The following is a 21,328-nucleotide window of genomic DNA, read 5'->3' as shown; positions in this document are numbered from 1 at the left end:
TATTGATAGTTCCTGTAAATACACAATTATGAACGTACTAATTGTTGAAGACGAAAAAGGCCTTGCGCTTGAGGTTGATGAATTTTTAAGCCACGAAGGTTTTACGGTTGAACATGCCCGCACCAAAAAATCGGCATCTGAAAAAATCTTCGTAAACAATTATGACTTTATCTTGCTCGACCTGGGCTTGCCCGACGGTGACGGCTTTGACCTGCTTAAAATGCTGAAAGGCATGAACGAGCGCGAAGACGCTGTAATTATCCTCACCGCCCGCGGCGCTGTTGACGACCGGGTATCGGGCCTTGAACAGGGTGCCGACGATTACCTGGCAAAGCCGTTTTCATTAAACGAGCTATTAGCCCGCATGCACGCCATCACCCGCCGCAAACACCGCCTGGAGAGTAATGACATTAATGTAAAAGGGTTAAAGATCAACATACAAAACCGTACCGTTACCTACAATGATGAGCGTATAACCCTCACCAAAAAAGAGTTTGAAATTTTCAACTACCTGGTGCTAAACAAAAACAGGGTAATATCACGCACCAACCTCACCGAACATGTTTGGGGCGATGTATTGGAAATAAATTCCGACTCTAACTTTGTGGATGTGCACGTTAAAAACCTCCGTAAAAAGCTGTCGGCATATATTCCCATCGATTGGTTTGAAACAGTAAGGAGCATCGGCTACCGCATCAACATTTGAAATTAACAGCCTCATGAAATTACAGGTAAAACTGGCCCTTTATAATACGTTAACCAAATTAGCCATTATACTTTTCACTGGCCTGCTTATCCTGCTTTCTATCGAGAAGATCTCGTATAATCATGTAGAGCTCAGGCTTGAGGAAAATGAAAGAGAAACGCTTAAAAACCTCAGTTCAAAAGAGATTAGCAGCAAGCTTGCTAATCAAAAGCCTTATACCGATTATAATATTTTAAAAGAGGAGTTCATTATTATAACCCCTGTTAAATTTGAACCCACCGAAACGAAAGCTGTAAAGTTCACAACCGAAACCCGTACCAGTGACCTGGTTACGCAAACTTATCGCATCCTGACTCACCAGTTTAATTTTAACAACCATACCTATCTGCTTGAAATTGGCGTGTCAGTTACCTCCATTGAGGAATTAAAATCCATCATTAAAAGGTTTACCCTTTTGACATTGATAATAGCACTCGCCCTCACACTGGTAAGCGACCTGGTGTTTACCAAATTTTTGCTTGCGCCCTTTTATAAGATCATCGACCGCAAGCTGATCAAAGTAAATGATCCTATGAACTTTGATTATGAAAAGATCCAGACCACCACACAGGATTTTGAACTGCTTGATGACAGTATCAGCACACTCATGAAAAAGATCAGTAACCTGTTTGCGCTGGAAAAACAGTTCATTGCCAATGTATCGCATGAGTTACTTACGCCCATATCAATTATCAGTTCCCGGCTGGAGAATATTTTATTGCAGGAAGAACTCAGCGAAGCCAGCGAAAACAAGATGCACGCTTCGCTGAAAACATTAAACCGGCTTAAATCTATTATTAACAGCCTGCTGCTCATCTCAAAAGTTGAAAATAATCAATATGACAAAGCCGAAGTGGTGATGATAGCAGGTGTAATTATGGAGATACAGGAAGAACTGGAAGACCGTTTGGAAGAAAAACATCTCACCTTCAACAATAACATTAAATACATCTACTCCATTATGGGTAACCGCCCCCTAATGCATACCCTATTGTTCAATTTGATAAACAATGCTATTAAATACAATAAGCCCAAAGGCAGTATCACCGTTGCCGATGAATTGAAGGAAGATGTGTATGCACTGGAAATTACAGACACAGGTGCGGGGATGGATCAACAACAAATAGAAAACGCTTTTAACCGCTTTGAAAAATTTGAGACCGAAGAAAAGGAAAGCTACGGCCTTGGCTTAGCTATTGTGAAAAGTATTACCGCTTTTCATGGCATCAGGGTAAAAATAGATTCGGTAAAAGACAGGGGAACGAGCATATTCCTCATATTTAACCGTGAGTAACGACTTCACTTAATCTTCACATTGCATCAATACCTTTACAAAGGTTATTTTATAAGTAGATCCCCTATTTAACTATAGAGGCTGTTTCCGGTGGTAACAGCCTTTTTTTATTCCGTAGAGAGGCATCACATGTGTCTTACTATTGAATTACAGCATTGCATATTCCGAAACGCTCATGATCCGTTTTAATAATTAAAATACTTTATATCATCTTATTCCGCTTAACCAGGTACGTGTTCAGGATATGATGATAGCCTTCATGAATATTGGCGTCAACCAAATCAATATGATACTGTGCACATTTTAACTCCAACTGATGGCGGTACTCTTTTAACGATGCCCTGTAGGCGTCGCGGATGCGGGCCGGGTTCACCTTCAGCTCGTCACCACTTTCGATATCAACAAAATGATGGGGACGGTTATCAAAATTAAACTCAAGTTCTTTTTGCTTATCGGTAACATTGAAAATTACCACCTCATGCTTATTAAACTTTAAATGCTGAATTGCCGCAAATAAAGCTTGCTGCTTTTCGGCATTCAGATTATTCTCCAGCATATCGCTAAAAATGATCACCAGCGAACGCTGATGAATTTCCTGCGCAATATGATGCAGCACATTGGTGATATTGGTTTGCGTGTTTACTTTAGGACTGGCATACATTTTTTCCAGCTCGGCATATAAATAAAACAGGTGCGTAGTGGTTGATTTTGCCGCGCTGATCCAGTCTATCTTATCCGAAAATAAACAAAGCCCAAAAGCGTCGCGCTGTTTTTTGAACAGGTACATCAGCGATGCTATGGCATAAACAGAAAACTGAAGTTTATTAGTACTCGTTTCAGGAAAGTTCATGGATGATGAAGTATCCAGCAGCAAAAAACAGCGAAGATTAGTTTCCTCTTCAAATTGCTTTACAAACAATTTATCGGTACGGGCCAGCAGCTTCCAGTCGATATTTTTTACCGATTCACCGTTGTTATACAAGCGATGTTCGGCGAACTCAACCGAAAAACCATGAAAGGGGCTTTGGTGCAAACCGGTAATAAAACCTTCAACCACCTGCCGGGCCAGCAATTCGAGATTGGCCAGTTGCCTTATTTGCTGATCATCGTTTAATTTGGTCATAGGCTAATATAGGCATAAAAAAAGCGCTGCAAAATTGCAACGCTCTTTCAAAAAATATGTTGTGTTAATGCTACAGTGTGTAGCATTAAATAAGCCTCTTTGGGTTATGCTAACTGTTTTACCAGTTTATCAGTTAATACTGATTTTGGCACAGCACCGATTTGTTTATCCACAATTTCGCCATTTTTGAAGAACAATAAGGCAGGGATGTTACGGATACCGTATTTTACAGATATGCCTGGGTTGTTGTCAACATCTACTTTACCAACAACAGCTTTGCCTTCATATTCTTTTGCAATATCTTCAACTACCGGACCTACCATCCTACAAGGACCACACCATTCTGCCCAAAAGTCAATTAATACCGGTTTGTCTGATTTCAGGACAAGCTCGTCAAAGTTTGCATCAGTTATTTCTAAAGCCATGATTTCTATTTTTTAAATTTTGTATTTACAAATATATGCTATTCAAATTGCTTGCCACAAGTGCGTTACTGACAATGTGACAATTATATTATTATAGCCCACGCCCTTAACGCAGGCATGACCATTTGTCGCATTTACACCCTCAAATACAGCTTTGCGACATGACGTATTAACACAAATAACCTGTTTACAAAGTACATATACAACTGTACAAGCGGGTTACTTTTTAACATTGGTGGTATTAATTAACATTATAAGTATTATTATGCTTCTGGTAATCATCTCGCTTTTGCTAATTATAGCTGCACCGGTGTTGCAGATTATCTTTTCGATATTAAGGATAATGCGTAAAACCAGTTTGCCACTCATCGTTACAATGGCCTTATCAATAATAGTCGGGATAGGATTTTCTATCATAGCAACAAATATTAGCGTTCTATCTCATGAGACCAGTCGTACGCACTGCTTCACTCCCGAAACTGCGTTGTTTTTAGGCGGCGTTTTACTTATCACCATAATGGCCCCGGTTACTTTTATTATCAGCTATGTAATTTACATTGTTAAACAAAAACGACAGCAACCCACTATTAATTAAGCCTTTAATTAGGGTTACTTTTTAACAAGTAGCGTATTAAGAGATAAGTATCAACCTACAGCAATGCAAATTATTCCCTTATTGATGCTCCTTATAGCACCGACTTTGCAAAAATTTCTTTCATCAAAAATAGCCGATAATTCGCTGTCTTTATCATTGGCATTTATCGCTTTTCTTACATTTATTTTAGGCATGATAATCTCGGTAGGAGCGGCTATTATTTCAATGTTATTGCTTCCCCCGGATATAAAATGCGCTATAGGTTGTGTTGGCCTGGTTCCATTAGGGTTTCTGTTATTGATGTTTACCACGCCTACAATTTATACCATTTACGTAGTTAAACTTAAAAAAAAACGACCGGCAGCTAACCCGCCGGTCGTTTAATATATCACTCCGATTCACATTATCTCACCCAATTTATTCCGGGAGTAATTTTTTAAAGTCTCCCCCCTTCAGGGGAGATTATTCGCAGTTAATTTGCTTTTAGTGCTCATGAGGGCTACGCCGTTTAGAAGGAAGCTTATGCACCTTTTAAAGTAGCCATACCACCGTCAGCAATAAGCTCGGCACCGGTAATAAATGTTGAATCGTCGGAAGCGAAGAAAGTAACTGTTTTGGCAATTTCTTCCGCCAAACCAAAACGGCCCATTGGGATCTGTTTTACAAGCTCAGAACCCATGCCTTCCAATTGTTCCTGGGTTAAGCCTAATTTATCGGCAGTGTGTAAAGGTGTTACAACCGGACCAGGGCTTACAGAGTTAACCCTGATACGACGTGGCAACAACTCGGCCGAAATGTTTTTAGCTAATGAAAGCAATGCTGCTTTACTTGCTGCATAAACAGTTGCGCCGGCCATACCGATATGTGCGTTTATAGAAGTATTAAGTATGATAGAGCCGCCATCATTAATTAAAGGCAACAATTGCTGAATACTGAAGTAAGCACCCTTAAAGTTGATGTTCATGATATCATCAAACATCTGCTCGCTCATCTGCTCAGTTGAATTGAACTGGCCAATACCTGCATTAACAAATACGATGTCAATTTTCTCGGCAATGGCTTTTACTTTGTCGCCTAATTGTTTTACCTGGTTCATGTCGCCGCTGTCGGCAATTACGCCTTTTGCATCAGCACCAAGTGTTTCAAGCGCTTCGTTAATTGATTTTTGGTTCCTGCCGGTGATGATCACTTTTGCACCTTGTGCAATGAACTCCTGTGCTGTGGCCAGGCCTATACCACTGTTGCCGCCTGTTATTACTGCTGTTTTTCCTTGTAACTTTTTCATTATCTTTGTTATTGATACATCAAAGATACAGCGGGTTACATCGTTCCACAAGAATGCACCATTTTGTGTGCAACATACTTTTTGGTAGGTTATGAGCCGGTTTGATGCAATCAACATATCCCTTTTTTATTATGACAAAAAACAGACATTCCAATCACTCCTGCACTATGGCGGCAGCCTTAAGCGTGATCAGTGGTAAGTGGAAACTGAGTATAATAAACCAATTATTAAGTGGTCAGAAACGTTACAGCGAGATAAACCGGGCTATTCCCGGCATGACCGAAAAGATGCTTTCGCAACAGATCCGCGAATTGGAAGAGGACGGTATCGTATCACGACATATTTTCCCCGAAGTACCACCAAGGGTCGAATATTCCCTCACCCCCATTGGTGAGGAACTATCATCTATATTTTACACCCTCGAAACCTGGGGCAGCCATTACATGACCGTCACCAACGATAACGGTGAAGTCATTAAGCCTGATTATACTTGTTATACTTTGGTAAAACAAGATGATGAGGTGGTGAAGGCGGAAGTGTAGTACTACTGACTTGTTATATAAAAATGCTTGTCATTCTGTGATAGCGAGGGACCTCAGGCATCTCTAACAATACAAACCAAAATAGTTATCCACATTTTATACTATAAACAATCAAAAAACCATTAAATTGTGGGAAACTTTCATTAAAATCCTTGATGTAAAATACTATTTGTTTAGTTTTGCATGATTAAAACTTAATCCTAACCTCTCAATGTCAGCCAACACACCAAATCAACCACCACTTGAGGAAGTTGTTAACAGCCTCTCAAAGGCTGTTGTTTATTTAATAAAAGATATTACTGCTACCCGGAAAACCCTTTCAGATGGGCTCAATAAAATAGATGATAATTTTAAGGAGATAAATAAAAAGATCGATGCTTTATCTAAGGATACAGGTGAAAACTTTGTAGATGTTCATATGAATTTAAAAAGCATTAAGACTGAAATTTCTAAAATCAACAAGGTTACTGGTTATGATGAAACCATGAAAAATCTTTCGCTTATTCATGGTAAAGCAAGTGCTAAATAATCACTTGTTTTTTTAATTTATCTTGGGTTGGGCAATGATTGTATTAGTAGATTAAAATCAATGCCTAACCTCAAATTTTGCGCAGGTTGCGTTGTAAATGCGAAAACCTATACGCCTCGGCGAAAATGAAGCGAGGGTAATTAAGCGTACAACAATCACGGTAGTAATGTTAACTATTAGAAGACTCATCTTTCGAACGGTTTCTCATTTTGACTTTTACCTCTTCCCAAGAGATACCTTTCTCCCTCCCACTTTCATAATCATCAACGCGCAATTGCATTTCATTTACAAAATCTTCATCATCCCAATGATCTTGTGGTTCGTTTTGATTCTTTTCTTCCATGGTAGAAAACTTTTTAACTCAGTACCGGCTCTTCATTAGTTAAACTATGTATCCCGGCCATAAAATCATCGCTGGGGTTTACTTTAAATGACTTGGATGATAGCTCAACCAGCATAACTTCTTCCCTGTCCTTGATCTGGAAACGGAGCTTACAGTTTTTCACCGGGTACTTTTGATTATTATCATCTATCATATGCTGGATATCATCCAACAACTTACTGTTAAGCATCTGCACATCAATGCAAACCGTTAATGATTTGGTAAGCTTATCGCGCATTTCTGATAGCAGGTCCATCACCATGATGCGCAGGTCCCAGTTATCTTTTTGACGGAACTTTTCTTCGATGGTTCCTTTAATATGCAGGAAATAGCCTTCCATCATCATATTACGGAACTTCACGTAGTCATCGCCAAACAGTGCAAACTCGTACGATTCATTATAATCCTCAAACACAAAAGTGCCGAATGGCTTACCCGTTTTGGTCATTTTATGCTGAACGCTTGATACCAGGCCGCCAATCCGCAACTCACCACGACGGCGCAGTTCGTTAAAGGCCGCAGTTACGTCCTCACCGCCTTCGCCTGAACGAGCTTTCTGCATTAGCTTCAGATCGCTGATGGTAGCGTTACAGAAACGTTTAAGTTCAACCTTATAATTATCCAACGGGTGACCGGTCAAATAGATCCCGATAACCATTTTCTCGTACTTCAGCTTCTCTATCAGCGGCCATTCTTCAACATCGGGCATAGCAGGCTCTGGCACATATGATGCTACCGAACCACCAAATAATGATGATTGCGAGCTGCTCTGTACATTCTGATAATCGTTGGCATATTTGATCAGACGTTCAACACCTGTTAACGTACCCAACTCGGTTTTGGCAAAAAACTGGGCACGGGGAATCCCGAAGCCATCAAACGCGCCGCCATAAACCAGGTTTTCGTACGATTTACGGTTAACACTGCGGGTGTTTGAGCGCCGTGCAAAATCATATACCGTTTCAAACGGACCGTTGGCATTACGTTCTTCAATAATACTTTCGACTGCTTTATCGCCCACACCTTTTACGCCAGTTAGTCCGAAACGAACCTGCCCGCGTTTGTTAACCGCAAAGGCCATGTCCGACTCGTTGATATCCGGACCTAATACCTCAACGCCCATCCGGCGGCACTCCTCCATAAAGAAGGTAATTTTTTCAATGTTATTCTGGTTATTTAAAACCGCCGCCATGTACTCTGACGGGTAATGCGCTTTTAAATAAGCCGTTTGGTATGCAACGAAAGCGTAGCATGTAGAGTGCGATTTGTTGAACGCATACTGAGCAAATGCCTTCCAGTCGGTCCAGATTTTGGTAAGCTTATCTTTTGGATGGCCTTTAGCTACCGCCCCGTCCATAAACTGGGCTTCCATTTTATTCAATACCTCAATCTGCTTTTTACCCATCGCCTTACGCAAAACGTCGGCATCTCCTTTACTAAAGCCCGCCAATTTTTGCGACAGAAGCATCACCTGTTCCTGGTATACGGTAATACCGTAGGTTTCTCCCAGGTATTCCTCCATATCTGGCAAGTCGAACACTATCGGTTCGCGGCCGTGCTTACGGGCGATAAAGTTTGGAATGTACTCTATCGGGCCCGGGCGGTAAAGGGCGTTCATGGCAATTAAGTCTTCAAACTTATCGGGCTTAAGCTCGCGCAGGTACATTTGCATACCATCACTTTCAAACTGGAAAGTACCATTGGTATCACCACGCTGGTAAAGCTCATAAGTTTTTAGGTCATCGAGCGGAATGTAGTCGATATCTATTACCACGCCGTGATTTTGCCTGATCATGCGCAGTGCGTCCTTTATAATGGTAAGGGTTTTTAAACCCAAAAAGTCCATCTTAATTACACCGGCATCCTCAATCACACGGCCATCATATTGGGTAACCAGCAAGTCCGAATCTTTCGCTGTTGCTACCGGTACAATCTCGGTAAGGTCATAAGGGGCAATGATGATACCTGCGGCGTGTACACCTGTATTACGTACCGATCCCTCCAGTTTTTCAGCTTCACGCAGTACCTGTGCTTTTAGGTCGTTACCGTTCAGGATCTCTTTTAATTCCGGCACCTGTTCAATGGCATCTTTGAGGGTGATACCCAGGGTTTCGGGCACCAGCTTTTTCATGGCACTTACATCGGCCAGCGGCATATCCAATACACGGCCCACATCCTGGATACTGGTACGGGCAGCCATCGAACCATAGGTAATGATCTGCGCTACCTGGTTTTTGCCATATTTATCAACCACATAGTCAATAACCCGCTGGCGACCGGCATCGTCAAAGTCCGTATCAATATCGGGCATCGATTTACGGTCGGGGTTCAGGAACCTCTCAAACAGCAGGTTGTACTTCATCGGATCAATATTGGTGATCCCGGTGCAATAAGCCACTACCGATCCCGCCGCCGAACCACGGCCCGGACCAATGAACACGCCCATATCACGGCCAGCCTTTATAAAGTCTGCCACGATGAGGAAGTACCCTGCAAAACCCATAGTACGGATGGTGAACAACTCAAAATTGATGCGTTCTTCGGTTTCCGGACTAATATCACGATAGCGCTCCTTGGCACCCATAAAGGTAAGGTGCTTCAGGTATTCCCATTGATTTAAAGTATCGGCATCGGGTGTTTTGTGGATCTTAAACTCTTCAGGAATTACGTAGTTGGGCAGCAGGATATCGCGTTTTAGCTTTAACACCTCCACCTTGTCAACAATTTCATTGGTATTATCCAGTGACTCGGGCAGGTCATGGAACAGCTTGCCCATTTCCTCCTGTGTTTTAAAGTAAAACTGATCGTTAGGGAAACCGAAACGATAACCTTTACCACCTTCCTCGTCGGTAGCTATCGGGGTGCTTTGCATATCGCCTGTGTTTACGCAAAGCAAAATATCGTGCGCGTTTGAGTCTTGCTGATCTACGTAATGCGAATCGTTTGAACAGATCACTTTTACGTTATACTTTTTAGCATAAGTGAGCAGCACATTATTGATAATTTGCTGCTCCGGAATTTCGTGACGCTGTAACTCGATATAAAAGTCCTCACCAAACAAATCCAGCCACCATTTAAACTCCTTTTCGGCATTTTCGGGCGTATCCCTTAAAATAGCTTGTGGTACCGAAGCCCCAATACAACAGGTAGTAGCAATGATACCTTCGTGGTATTTTAAAATAAGTTCTTTATCAATACGCGGCCATTTACTGTACAGGCCTTCCATATACCCCAATGAGCATAGCTTCACCAGGTTTTTGTAGCCCGTAGGATTTTTGGCCAGCATCAGCTGGTGGCGGCGCACGTCCTTATTCTCCTTGGTGAACTGCTTTTTATGCCTGTCTTCAACCACATAAAACTCGCAGCCTACAATGGGTTTTACATTGTGTTTACCGGCTTCGGCTACAAACTTAAATACGCCAAACATGTTGCCATGATCAGTAATCGCGAGGGCCTTCATTCCGTCCTTGGCGGCTTTTTTATACAGCTTGGAAATATCGGCGGCACCGTCGAGCAGGGAGAACTGGGTATGTACGTGGAGGTGAGAAAAATCAGGCATAGTTAATCCGTTTCAACAAAATCTTTATGAGTTACAAAGTTAAAACAAGTTAGGGATGTAGACTGTTAAAAAGTAACACTGTGGAAATTTAATTAAAGCCGGCCCCATTTTGTAAATTATACAAAACACACAGCTAACTGCTATCCTTAGCATGCTATTTGTTTATATTAAGCATCGCTATCTTAACCTTTGAAATACGTATACAATTGAAAAAAACACTACGAATAGCCCTTAAAACAATACTCTGGATACTGGTTAGTTTAGTTCTGCTGGTTATCCTTGTAGTAATTTTAATACAGGTTCCTGCTGTTCAAAACTTTGCGAAAGACAAAGCGGTAACTTTTTTACAAAATAAGATCCATACCAAGGTTAAGATTGGCCATATTAGTCTCGGTCTGCCCAAGCTGCTGGTTTTGGAAGATGTATACTTTGAAGACCAGAAAAAAGACACCCTTATAGCCGGCGAAAAACTAAAGGTTGATATCAGCATGCTCAAGCTGCTACATAGCCAGGTTGAAGTGAACGAGATAAACCTGCAAGGCATCACTGCCAATGTAAACCGGGGTGCCGATAGCGTTTTCAACTTCGATTACATCATCAAAGCTTTTGTTGGCGAACAAAAGAAAGAAGTAAAACCTACCGATACTACATCAACCATGAAGTTTTCTGTTGATAAGATCATCCTCGATAAGATCAACGTAAAATATAAGGATGCTATTACCGGCAACGATGTGAAATTTTTATTAGGCCATTTTGACACCCGCGTTAAGGATTTTGATATGGATAAAATGAAGTTTACCATACCCAAAATTACCCTGAGCGATGTAAACGCGAAGATCATCCAAACACCAACCAAAGCTATCCCACCACCTGATACCGCCACCACTCCACTAAATATGGATTTGAATTTAGGCGTGATCGATATCTCCAAAATCAAAGTCGATTACCAAAGCGCCGAAATGGGTGCAAAGGTAGACCTAAGCAAATTTTTGGTGGAGATGGATAAGATCGATCTGAAAAATCAAAAAGTAGGAATTAAAAATATTGAGCTAAGCAATACCAAAGCCGGATTGACCCTCGCCAAACCTAAAACTGTAGTTAAAGAAGTTGTTAAAACAATAAAAAAACTGGATACGCTGGTATCATCACCAACCAAATCGGCCTGGAGGGCTACCATTGGTAAGGTTACCTTTACTAACGATAATATTAAGTTCGATAATGAAGCACAGAAGGTGATCCCCAAAGGCCTTGATTTTGGACACATGGATATACGCAGCCTGAACGCCGAAGCCGAAAATATTTCCTATAGCCCTGATACCATTTCGGGCAAGATCAATACCTTTACTTTTGCTGAAAAAAGCGGTTTAAAGATCAACAAATTTCATACGTCATTCCTGTACGGGCCAACTAATGCTTATATGAATGACCTGTTACTGGAAACGCCGAATACCACATTGCAAAAGTCGGTACAGGTACGTTACCCTTCTATTGATGCCATCACCAAAAACATTGGCGCGCTCGGTATCAATGCCAATTTAGATGGTAGCCGTTTGGGCCTAAAGGATGTTTTATTGCTGATGCCAACCATGGCCAATATGGAACCGTTCAAATCTTCGCCGGGTACGGTGTTTAAGATCAACGGCCGGGTAAGCGGACAAGTGAACAACCTCGAGATCCCCAACCTGGAAGTTACCGGCTTAAGCAGCACGCATATCAAGGCTTCAGCTAAAATGAAAGGGTTGCCCGACGTAAACAAGGCCACCTTTGATGTAAACATTGCCGATTTCAGCACCAGTCGCAGTGATATTGCCAAATTGGCCCCCGCCGGCAGCATCCCGCCAAATGTGAGCATTCCCGAAAAAATGAACCTGAAAGGTACTTTTAAAGGCAGCATGTACAGCTTTAATACCAAAATGGGCTTGCGCTCGAGTTATGGCGCAGTTGATCTGGTAGCTGCTTTAAAAAACGGGAAAAACAAAAACGCGGCCACTTATACCGCCAACATTAAGGCGAATGAACTTAATGTGGGCGCGCTTACCAAACAGCCGCAAATGGTTGGCCGCATAACCATGAGCGCCAACGTGAAAGGCACAAGCCTCGATCCTAAAAAAGCCAGCATCGCTTTTAATGGCAATATTGCAAAGGCTTATGTTAAAGGCTATACGTACAAAAACCTGGTAATGAAAGGTACATCGAGCAACGGGGCTTATACCGCTGTTGCTACCATGAAAGATCCTAACATTAATTTTAGCCTAAATGCGAAGGCTGATCTCAATAAAAAATATCCGGCAGTGAAGGCCACTCTGAATGTGGATAGCATCAACCTTAAAAACCTGAATTTTGTGAAGGACGATATGCGTTTCCATGGCAAGATCGTGGCCGATGTACCAACCGCCGATCCGGATTATCTGAATGCCGATATTAAAGCTACCGATCTATTGGTGGTGAACAAAGGTCAACGGATCCAGATGGATACCATCAGCCTCATCTCTACAGCCAGTGCCGACAGCAGTACACTTCGCTTAAAAACTGCTGTCATGAGCGCCCATATGGCCGGTAAGTACAAGTTTACCCAAATTGCCCCGGCCTTGCAGGATGTGATCAATAAATATTTTAACACTGCTATCGCCGGTGGTCAACAAGTGGCGGTAAAAACCAAAGGCGGTAAACCCGTCAAAACCAAGCCAGCACCTGCAGTTAAATATTCTCCGCAGCAGTTTACGTTTGAAGCCAAACTGGTTAAAACGCCATTGCTTACCCAGTTTGCCCCCGACCTAAAACAGCTTGACCCTGTTTTACTGAACGGCAGCTTCAACAGCCAAACCGGTGAACTTGTTGTTAAAGGCTCCATACCCAAAGTGGTTTACGGCACTAATACCATTAATAAAGCGTCGCTTAACATTAACACCGCTAACAACGCGCTTAACTATAATCTTTCAGTTGATGAGGTTAAAGTTGGATCGTCTGTCGACCTGTTGTATGCCAGCATTTCCGGAGCTGCGCAGGACAACAAAGCAGGCTTAAACATTCAAATCCGCGATGCGGCAAAAAAAGAACGCTTCCGTATAGCTGGTACCTTCAGCATATTACCTAACGAATACCAGTTCAGCTTTAATAAAGATGGCCTATTGCTGGATTATTTGCCATGGGCCGTTAGTGACGATAACTTTTTACAATATGGGCCAAAAGGGATCCTGGCGCATAACTTCACCATCAGCAACAACAACCAGATCCTTAGTGTTAACAGCAGTACGCAGGAATTTAACAGTCCGCTGAATATCAAATTCGATAACTTCCATATTGAAGCCCTTACCAAAATGGCTAAGCAGGATTCCTTACAGGTAGGTGGCGTTATTAATGGAGATGCCACGGTAAGTAACTTCCAGGCCTCACCAGTATTTACAGCTGCTATCAACGTTAATGATTTTAACTTTAAGGGCGATACTGTGGGCAACATTGCCCTCAAAGTAAATAACCAAACCGAGAATGCGTATGCAGCACAAATGAGTATAACCGGCAAAGGCAACCAGGTTGACCTGAACGGCACTTACTACACCTCGCCCGAAAGCCGTTTTGATCTCGACCTGAATATCGTGAACCTGAGCATGAAGAGCATCGAGGGATTTAGCTTTGGTAACCTGCGTAATGCCACGGGTAATATTACCGGAGCACTTAAAATATCAGGCACTACAGATGCGCCTTCGGTACGGGGAGATATCAACTTTAGCAAAGTAGGCTTCAACGTGGCTATGCTTAACTCCTACTTCCGCATGCCGCAGGAAAGCATTACGTTTAACAACGAAGGCATCCGCTTTAATGATTTTACGTTGGTTGATTCGACCGGCAACAAGGCTGTGGTAAGCGGCAGTATCTACACCAAAACTTACACCGATTTTGCCTTCGGCATGGATATTAACGCCGATAACTTCAGGGTGACCAACTCCACCCAGGTCGATAACAAACTTTACTACGGTAAACTGTACGTGGATACCCGCATCAAGATCCGCGGCAATATGACTAAGCCGGTGGTTGATGCCAACCTTACTGTTAATGACAAAACCGACATGACCTTTGTGCTGCCCACCAACGACCCGGCGCTGGAAGACCGGAAGGGAGTTGTCGACTTTATTGATAAAGATGCTCCTAAAATGGATTCCATCCTGCTGGCCAGGCAACTGGATTCGCTCAAGAAATCGGATGTTACGGGTTTGGATGTTTCTGCAACTATCAACGTAAACAAAAATGCAGCGTTTACTATTGTAGTTGATGAGCGAAATGGCGATATCGTACATCTTAAAGGCGAGGCCAGCCTGAATGGCGGCATTGATCCAAGCGGCAAAATAAACCTTACCGGTACTTATGTGGTTAACTCGGGCTCGTACAACCTGGCCTATGCAACTGTCAAGCGCACTTTTAACTTTAAAAAAGGCAGCACCATTGTTTGGACCGGCGACCCAACCAGTGCCAATATTGATCTTACCGCTATTTACGTAGCCAATGTACCACCTATTGACCTGGTTTCAAACCAGCTTTCGGATGCGCAAAATAGTACGATGTACAAGCAAAAACTACCTTTCAATGTTAACCTTAACCTGAAAGATCAGTTGCTCACACCAACTATCAGCTTTGACATTGTATTGCCCGATAGCTCGTATTCCGTATCATCAGATGTGGTAAGCACTGTAAATACCCGCCTTACCCAGATACGCCAGGATCCTAACGAGCTTAATAAACAGGTTTTGGGGGTATTGGTATTGGGCCACTTTATAGGCGATAACCCGCTGCAAAGCCAGGGTGCTGGTACTACCGTTGAAGGCACCATCCGTAACAGCGTAAGCAGTTTACTATCCGATCAGTTGAACCGGCTGGCAGGCAGCCTGATCTCGGGCGTTGACCTTAATTTCGGTCTTACATCCGGCGAGGATTATTCGTCGGGAACGGCTACAAACCGGACAGATCTGAATGTTGGCCTGTCTAAACGGTTCCTGAACGACAGGCTTACCGTAAGTGTGGGCAATAACTTTAACCTGGAAGGCAATCAACCCGGTCAAAAAGCGTCGAACATCGCAGGTGACGTATCCATAGCCTATAAACTAAGCAAGGACGGTCGCTATACCCTGCGTGCTTATCGCCGCGACGAGTTTATTGTGATCCAGGGACAGATCATTGAAACAGGCGTAGGTTTTACTTTGACGGTTGATTATAACCGCTTCCGCGAGATCTTCCGCAAACGTACCCCTGAAGAACGCAGGTTGCGCCGCCAGTACCAGCAGGAACAAAAGGAGAAAAAAGAAAAACAGGACGAGGCAGATAAAGCATTGGAGCAAAAGAACATGCAGCAGCAACAGGAAAACAAACCGCAAACTACTTCAAACTAAGCCCATGACCAAACATTTAAAATATATACTGCTTTCATCATGTGTTTTACTGAGTGCCTGCAGTACCACTAAATTCCTGGCGCCCGGCCAAAAACTGTACACCGGCGGCGAGGTTGTGATCAAAGATTCGGTGTTGAAAAAGAGCGAGAAAAAAGCTTTAAGTGAAGAGCTTGGGGCTTTACTAAGGCCGGTGCCTAACAGTACCATATTAGGTTTGAGATTTAAACTGTGGCTGTACTTTAAAACAAAAACCAATAAAACCAAAGGCCTTGCCCACTGGCTTAACAAAAAAGGTGAGCCTCCTGTGCTTATTAGTTCTGTTAACCTTGATCAAAACAGCAAAATCCTGCAAAACAGGCTACAAAATGAAAGCTATTTTCAGGCGCAGGTTAGCGGCGATACGGTAAGCAAAAAACCAACGTCAAAAGTTGCCAAAGCGGTTTATACAGCAGTAACCGGGCCGGGCTATAAAATCAGGAAGGTAGTATTTCCGCAGGGTAACCGCACTATCGATACCGCAGTAGCCGGAACGTCGGCAAAAACGCTGCTAAAAGTTGGCGATAAATACAACCTTGATGTTATTAAAACCGAACGGCTGCGCATTGACGCTAAACTTAAAGAAGAAGGTTTTTACTATTTCTCACCCGAAAACCTCATCATGCATGTCGATAGCACTATAGCCGGGCACCAGGTTGATATTTTTGTGGCTGTTAAAAATGAAACACCTGGTCGCGCCCAAAACATTTATACCATCAACAATATTTATGTGTATCCGAGTTACTCGTTAAGGGATACTTCGCTGATGAAGGACAAAGCCATTTTTTATAAATGGTATAACATTGTTGAGCGTCGCAACACAGTGCATACTTACACTTTTGCCAATACCGTGCTGATGCGACCCGGCCAGGTTTATAACCGTACCGCTCATAACAATTCGCTTAACCGCTTCATTAACCTCGGCCCTTACAAGTTTGTAAAAAACAGATTTGAGGATGTATCAGCCGATTCATCAAAACTCGACGTTTATTATTTTTTAACCCAATACAAAAAGAAATCACTATCGCTTGATGTTTTAGGGCGCACCACGTCAGCCAATTACACCGGTACACAGGTAAACTTAAACTGGCTCAACCGCAATGCCTTTAAAGGTGCCGAAGCTTTAAAAGTAACCTTATTTGGAAGTACGGATGTGCAGGCAGGTGGGCAAAATGCCGGCTATAATGTGTACCAGGCCGGTATTCAAACCACGTTGTCGTGGCCGCGCTTTATCGGGCCTATCTATCCAAAAGCGGCTGATGCCTACATTCCGCATACAAATCTGAGCCTCGGATATTCTATTGTAAACCGCCAAAAACTATACAACTTAAATTCATTTAACCTATCATTTGGTTACCAGTGGCGCGAAACAGAGCACCGTTCGCATGAGCTTAACCTTATCAATTTTCAGTTTGTAAATCCATTAAGTGTATCTGACGAATATAAGGCAAGTATCAATCCGGCTAATGGCCCTGTTAATCCGGCCTTAAAGCATGTAATTGATAAGCAGTTTATATTGGGCCCAAGCTACAGCTATACCTTCACCAATACCAACGAAGATTACCGCACCAATACGTTTTATTACAATGGCAAAGTAACCCTCTCAAATAACATATATGGTTTGGTAACCGGTGCCGATAGTGCCCGTGGAAAACCTAAAAAACTTTTCGGCGCGATATTTAACCAGTTTGTAAAGTTCGAAAACGAGATCAGGTATTTCCATAAAACCGCACCCAACAGCACTATTGCCACAAGGTTCATAGTGGGTGTTGGTTTACCTTATGGCAACTCAACCCAATTACCATATAGTCAGCAGTTTTTTATAGGCGGACCAAACAGCCTGCGGGGATTCAGGGCGAGGGCCATCGGGCCGGGTTCATTTGACCCACAAACCGGCTTAGGTACCGGAGGTTTCCTGGCAGATGAATCGGGCGATATCAAAATAGAAGCTAATATCGAATACCGCCCAAAATTGTTCAGTATTGTACGCGGAGCTTTATTTGTTGACGCAGGTAATATCTGGCTGCTGCACTCCAACAGCCTACAACCGGGAGCAGTGTTCAGCAAGAAATTTTATAACGATTTTGCCGTTGATGCCGGCTTTGGTTTAAGGTTTGATTTAACGGTGCTGGTACTTCGTACCGATTTGGGCATCCCGTTACGAACACCTTATGTTCGTGCTAACGAGCCTCGTTGGGATTTCAACTTTAACCGGAGTGTATTTAACCTCGCAATCGGGTATCCGTTTTAATTTTACAGTCTAAATATAACAAAAGTTAAGCTTGGCATATAGCATAGCGCCAAACAGCACAATTAGCCAAAAGCTATTGTGCTGTTTGCTTTAATAGGCAATCAATCATACACATACGCGTCTGTTTTACACTGGATCGGCTCCCTCGCCGTTTTCAAACTGTATTCAATACAAATCATTTCTTTTTAAATTTATCGGTGATACAACAAAACAAAGCGATACACCGTATCATTGCATATTGATAAAAAGCAGCGATGTTAAATTGATACAAATTATAGAATGCCGCTAAAAAGCCCTTTTTTTAAACTTTTAATATTAACGCTGTTTCTATTCCCGGGCCGGGTATATGCCGGCATTCCATATCAGTTAGTTTACCTGAAAAATTATAGCGCCCCTGATGGCCTGCCCAGTTCAAGGGTTAACTATTTAATGCAGGACAGCAGGGGTTTTATCTGGCTGGCCACCGATAAAGGCGTAAGCAGGTTTGACGGCCAGCATTTTAAAAACTTCACATCGGCCGATGGGCTGGAAAACAATGAGTGTTTCCGGATTGCCGAGGATAATTATCACCGGATCTTTTTTTACTGTAATAACTACCGGGTTTGTTATTATGAAAACGGGCTTATACATAAGCTTAATTCATCTCAAAAAGTAATCGTTTCACCCTTCGCCAATTTCTTTTTTAACCGCTATAATGAGCTCTGTGTAAATTACAGGCTTAGTACCAAAGTTTACCATTTTGAGGAATTGAAATCGGAAAGACATGCTATCCGGTATTTGAACGGGTACATTTATGGTTCTGACGGAGAAGAGATCACCCTATCTGAAAACGACCTTGACATCCTCGAAGAAGAGCTTAAGGCCGGCCAGCTAAGTTTTCAAACCGCCAATACCAATATCAAACCTTACCGGTTGGCTTTACAGCAAAATTATTTGTTATTGATAACTAAAGACTGGGTACATGTTTATCGGTATCAAAAAACCGGGATCATCCCGCTCAGTAAAATCTTTTTTACCGGGAATGTGACTTCGGTGTACCTTACCGGCAAAAATACGTTTGCCGTTACAACGGTAAAACAGGGCACCTACATTATTAACTATCTTACCGGCGAGCGGAAAAATTACCTTAATAATAACATCACTACCGCCACGGTTATTGACCGGGAAAATAATTTATGGTTTGGCAGTTATGACAAAGGGTTTTTTCTGTGCACCAATCCCGAAATAAAAATCATTAACAAAGAAAGCGGGCTGGCCAATGAAGATGTTTTAAAACTGGCCATTGCAGGAGGCTACCTTTTTACCGGGCATGTTTTAAGCACACTGAGTTATATGAAACTTGGCGCAAATCAAACGCCGCCGATTGGTACTATAACTATAAATCAAGACAGGTCTGACTTTAACCGGATAACCAATCTGCTTACAATTCCGGGCAACAGGCTCATGATTGGTACCGATAATGGTATATTCAGGTTAGATATTTCGAATAAGAACCCGTTATCATGGCATTCTGTAAAAATTTTTTATGGCCCGATAAAAGGAATTGCTTCACGACCCGACACAGTGTATTTCCTTGCACAAAATGCAGTTGGCGTTTTGACAGATGAGTTCAAACATCAAAAGGGGTACAATTTTAAGCCCATACGTATGACATCTCTTACCTGGTATAAAGACAAACTGCTGATAGGTTCACTTTATGGGTTATACCAGTTAATGCCCACTACTAATGATATCACCTATGTGCGGATATTAGCCAATAAAGGAATAAATGTTGTTAAAAGCCTGGCATCAAATAATGAAGTATGTGCGATAGGCACCGAAGCTCAGGGGGTGTTTTTGCTGGCCGGCGAAAAAATTGTTCAATTTAGATCTCCTGCTATTTTTTCAGGCGATATCCGTAAACTGGTATGGACAGATGACAATACACTATGGGTCTGCACCGCAAACGGTGTAAGCATTATCAGCTTCTATAATCATTATCAAAATTACCGGATAAGTTTACTCAATACCAGTAACGGGCTCCCCTCGGATAACGTTGCCGATGTGGTACAGAACGGTCATGATTATTATATAGCTACAGATCAGGGCATAGCCGTTACTCAAAATTTAGGGAACACCGCCCTGCCTAAACCGGTGTTGATTAATGACGGGATATCCGGAACTCAAAACAGCTTTACTTACGGCCGGCCTGTTGTATTTAACTGCGTTGCCCTATCCTACAAAAGCATGGGCAAAATACAATACCGCTTCAGGCTTAAGGGGGTTGATAAAAATTGGAGCGTCGCGCCTTCCGGCGAAAAACGGTTCGACCTGTTGCCCCCCGGAAACTATGAGTTAGAAGCCCTGGCTGCCGACCGTTTTAACCAGTTAAGCCAGCCGCTCGTTTTTAAATTTGACGTTATGCCTTTATGGTACCAACAGCTGTGGCTGCAGGTGGTGGCTGTATTAAGTGCCATAATCATCGCTTTCCTGTTGGTACGGAAATATTATCAATCCATCATCGGCTTACAAAAAAAGGACTATGAAAATGCCCTTGCCCTGCAGCGCGAACGACAGCGCATCAGCAGTGAGGTGCATGATGATTTAGGGGCAAGCATCTCCGGCATTAAGCTCAGGACCGAATTGCTCAGCCGCAAAACGGCCGATCAGCCGGCTTTTAAGGAGATTGACGCTATTCATGAAGCCATTACCGATATATCTACCCAGGTAAGGTTAATTATCTGGAGCCTTGATGCCGAAAACGACGAAGTAAGCAACCTGGCCGGCTTTATTCATAAACAAGCCATTAAAATATTTGAATACAGCAATATTGACCTCCATGTAAATGCCTCCGTCAGTGAAACCCCGGTTACCATCAGCGGCGAAAAAAGGCGCCAGGTATACCTCCTTGTTAAGGAAGTATTAAACAATATTGTCAAACATTCGGAGGCACAAAACGCGTTTCTGGAAATCAACCTTTACAAAAACCGGCTGCAGATCAGCATCCGTGATGACGGGCGCGGATTTGACCCCGATGTGCGCAAGCACGAAACCATGGGCATCCGGAATATTCACACGCGGGCAAAAAGATTGAACGCCGAACTGAAAATTGATACCGCCCACGGTAAAGGCACATCCATCGGCCTTAAACTAAACCTTTAGCGTATACCCCATAATAGGTATAAAGAAAGCCGGGATAATTTAG

At 42.6% G+C, this 21,328-nt stretch carries 14 protein-coding genes; 8 read left to right on the top strand and 6 right to left on the bottom strand.

Annotated elements, in window-relative coordinates:
- The first annotated feature begins 28 nt into the window (after positions 1 to 28).
- The gene (locus tag FHW88_RS01285) at positions 29 to 706 is read left to right on the top strand and encodes a response regulator transcription factor (RefSeq protein ID WP_091172639.1); all 678 of its coding nucleotides are present in this window, start codon (positions 29 to 31) and stop codon (positions 704 to 706) included.
- Positions 707 to 719: 13 nt separating this feature from the next.
- Positions 720 to 2,039: a sensor histidine kinase gene (locus FHW88_RS01280; RefSeq protein WP_090531994.1), complete on the top strand. Its 1,320-nt coding sequence runs from the start codon at positions 720 to 722 to the stop codon at positions 2,037 to 2,039.
- Between the two features lie 202 nt (positions 2,040 to 2,241).
- Here the strand turns inward: FHW88_RS01280 and FHW88_RS01275 are convergent, their stop codons facing one another.
- Positions 2,242 to 3,162 (bottom strand): DUF58 domain-containing protein, encoded by a 921-nt coding sequence (locus tag FHW88_RS01275; RefSeq protein WP_176622523.1) that lies wholly within the window; start codon positions 3,160 to 3,162, stop codon positions 2,242 to 2,244.
- A 104-nt stretch (positions 3,163 to 3,266) separates the two neighbouring features.
- Entirely contained in the window at positions 3,267 to 3,587 is a 321-nt protein-coding gene (gene trxA / locus FHW88_RS01270; RefSeq protein WP_090531998.1) for a thioredoxin, read from the bottom strand.
- Between the two features lie 265 nt (positions 3,588 to 3,852).
- Here trxA and FHW88_RS01265 point away from each other — a divergent pair, with 265 nt between their 5' ends.
- Positions 3,853 to 4,182 carry a hypothetical protein gene (locus tag FHW88_RS01265; protein WP_176622521.1) on the top strand — a complete coding sequence of 110 codons (330 nt, stop codon included), beginning with the start codon at positions 3,853 to 3,855 and terminating at the stop codon, positions 4,180 to 4,182.
- Positions 4,183 to 4,232: 50 nt separating this feature from the next.
- On the opposite strand, the gene FHW88_RS01260 is transcribed toward FHW88_RS01265, so the two are convergent.
- On the bottom strand, positions 4,233 to 4,376 hold the full coding sequence (locus FHW88_RS01260) for a hypothetical protein (protein ID WP_176622519.1): 144 nt from the start codon (positions 4,374 to 4,376) through the stop codon (positions 4,233 to 4,235).
- A 326-nt stretch (positions 4,377 to 4,702) separates the two neighbouring features.
- The gene (locus tag FHW88_RS01255) at positions 4,703 to 5,467 is read right to left on the bottom strand and encodes an SDR family oxidoreductase (RefSeq protein ID WP_176622517.1); all 765 of its coding nucleotides are present in this window, start codon (positions 5,465 to 5,467) and stop codon (positions 4,703 to 4,705) included.
- A gap of 131 nt (positions 5,468 to 5,598) precedes the next feature.
- Here FHW88_RS01255 and FHW88_RS01250 point away from each other — a divergent pair, with 131 nt between their 5' ends.
- Together FHW88_RS01250 and FHW88_RS01245 are read left to right on the top strand one after the other, a co-directional pair.
- Complete coding sequence (locus FHW88_RS01250) at positions 5,599 to 6,009, top strand: winged helix-turn-helix transcriptional regulator (RefSeq protein ID WP_176622515.1); 411 nt, start codon at positions 5,599 to 5,601, stop codon at positions 6,007 to 6,009.
- Positions 6,010 to 6,220: 211 nt separating this feature from the next.
- Positions 6,221 to 6,538, top strand: coding sequence for a hypothetical protein (locus FHW88_RS01245; RefSeq protein WP_176622513.1), 318 nt, complete (start codon positions 6,221 to 6,223; stop codon positions 6,536 to 6,538).
- A gap of 169 nt (positions 6,539 to 6,707) precedes the next feature.
- Here the strand turns inward: FHW88_RS01245 and FHW88_RS01240 are convergent, their stop codons facing one another.
- Entirely contained in the window at positions 6,708 to 6,881 is a 174-nt protein-coding gene (locus FHW88_RS01240) for a hypothetical protein (RefSeq protein ID WP_176622511.1), read from the bottom strand.
- A 13-nt stretch (positions 6,882 to 6,894) separates the two neighbouring features.
- Entirely contained in the window at positions 6,895 to 10,479 is a 3,585-nt protein-coding gene (gene dnaE, locus FHW88_RS01235) for a DNA polymerase III subunit alpha (RefSeq protein ID WP_176622509.1), read from the bottom strand.
- 206 nt (positions 10,480 to 10,685) lie between these two features.
- Between dnaE and FHW88_RS01230 the strand changes: the two genes are divergently transcribed.
- The 3 genes from FHW88_RS01230 (at position 10,686) to FHW88_RS01220 (ending at position 21,285) form a co-directional block, all read left to right on the top strand.
- Positions 10,686 to 15,857 (top strand): translocation/assembly module TamB, encoded by a 5,172-nt coding sequence (locus FHW88_RS01230; protein ID WP_176622507.1) that lies wholly within the window; start codon positions 10,686 to 10,688, stop codon positions 15,855 to 15,857.
- A gap of 4 nt (positions 15,858 to 15,861) precedes the next feature.
- A complete protein-coding gene (locus tag FHW88_RS01225) occupies positions 15,862 to 18,144 on the top strand; it encodes a BamA/TamA family outer membrane protein (protein WP_176622505.1) in 2,283 nt (760 codons plus the stop codon).
- Between the two features lie 279 nt (positions 18,145 to 18,423).
- Complete coding sequence (locus FHW88_RS01220) at positions 18,424 to 21,285, top strand: two-component regulator propeller domain-containing protein (RefSeq protein ID WP_176622504.1); 2,862 nt, start codon at positions 18,424 to 18,426, stop codon at positions 21,283 to 21,285.
- Positions 21,286 to 21,328 lie beyond the last annotated feature (43 nt).

The sequence above is a fragment of the Mucilaginibacter sp. SG538B genome, from assembly GCF_013376065.1.
GTDB classification, from domain to species: Bacteria; Bacteroidota; Bacteroidia; order Sphingobacteriales; family Sphingobacteriaceae; genus Mucilaginibacter; species Mucilaginibacter rubeus.
The sequence above is the reverse complement of the archived record's forward strand: the minus strand, read 5'-3'. Positions and strand labels throughout refer to the sequence as shown.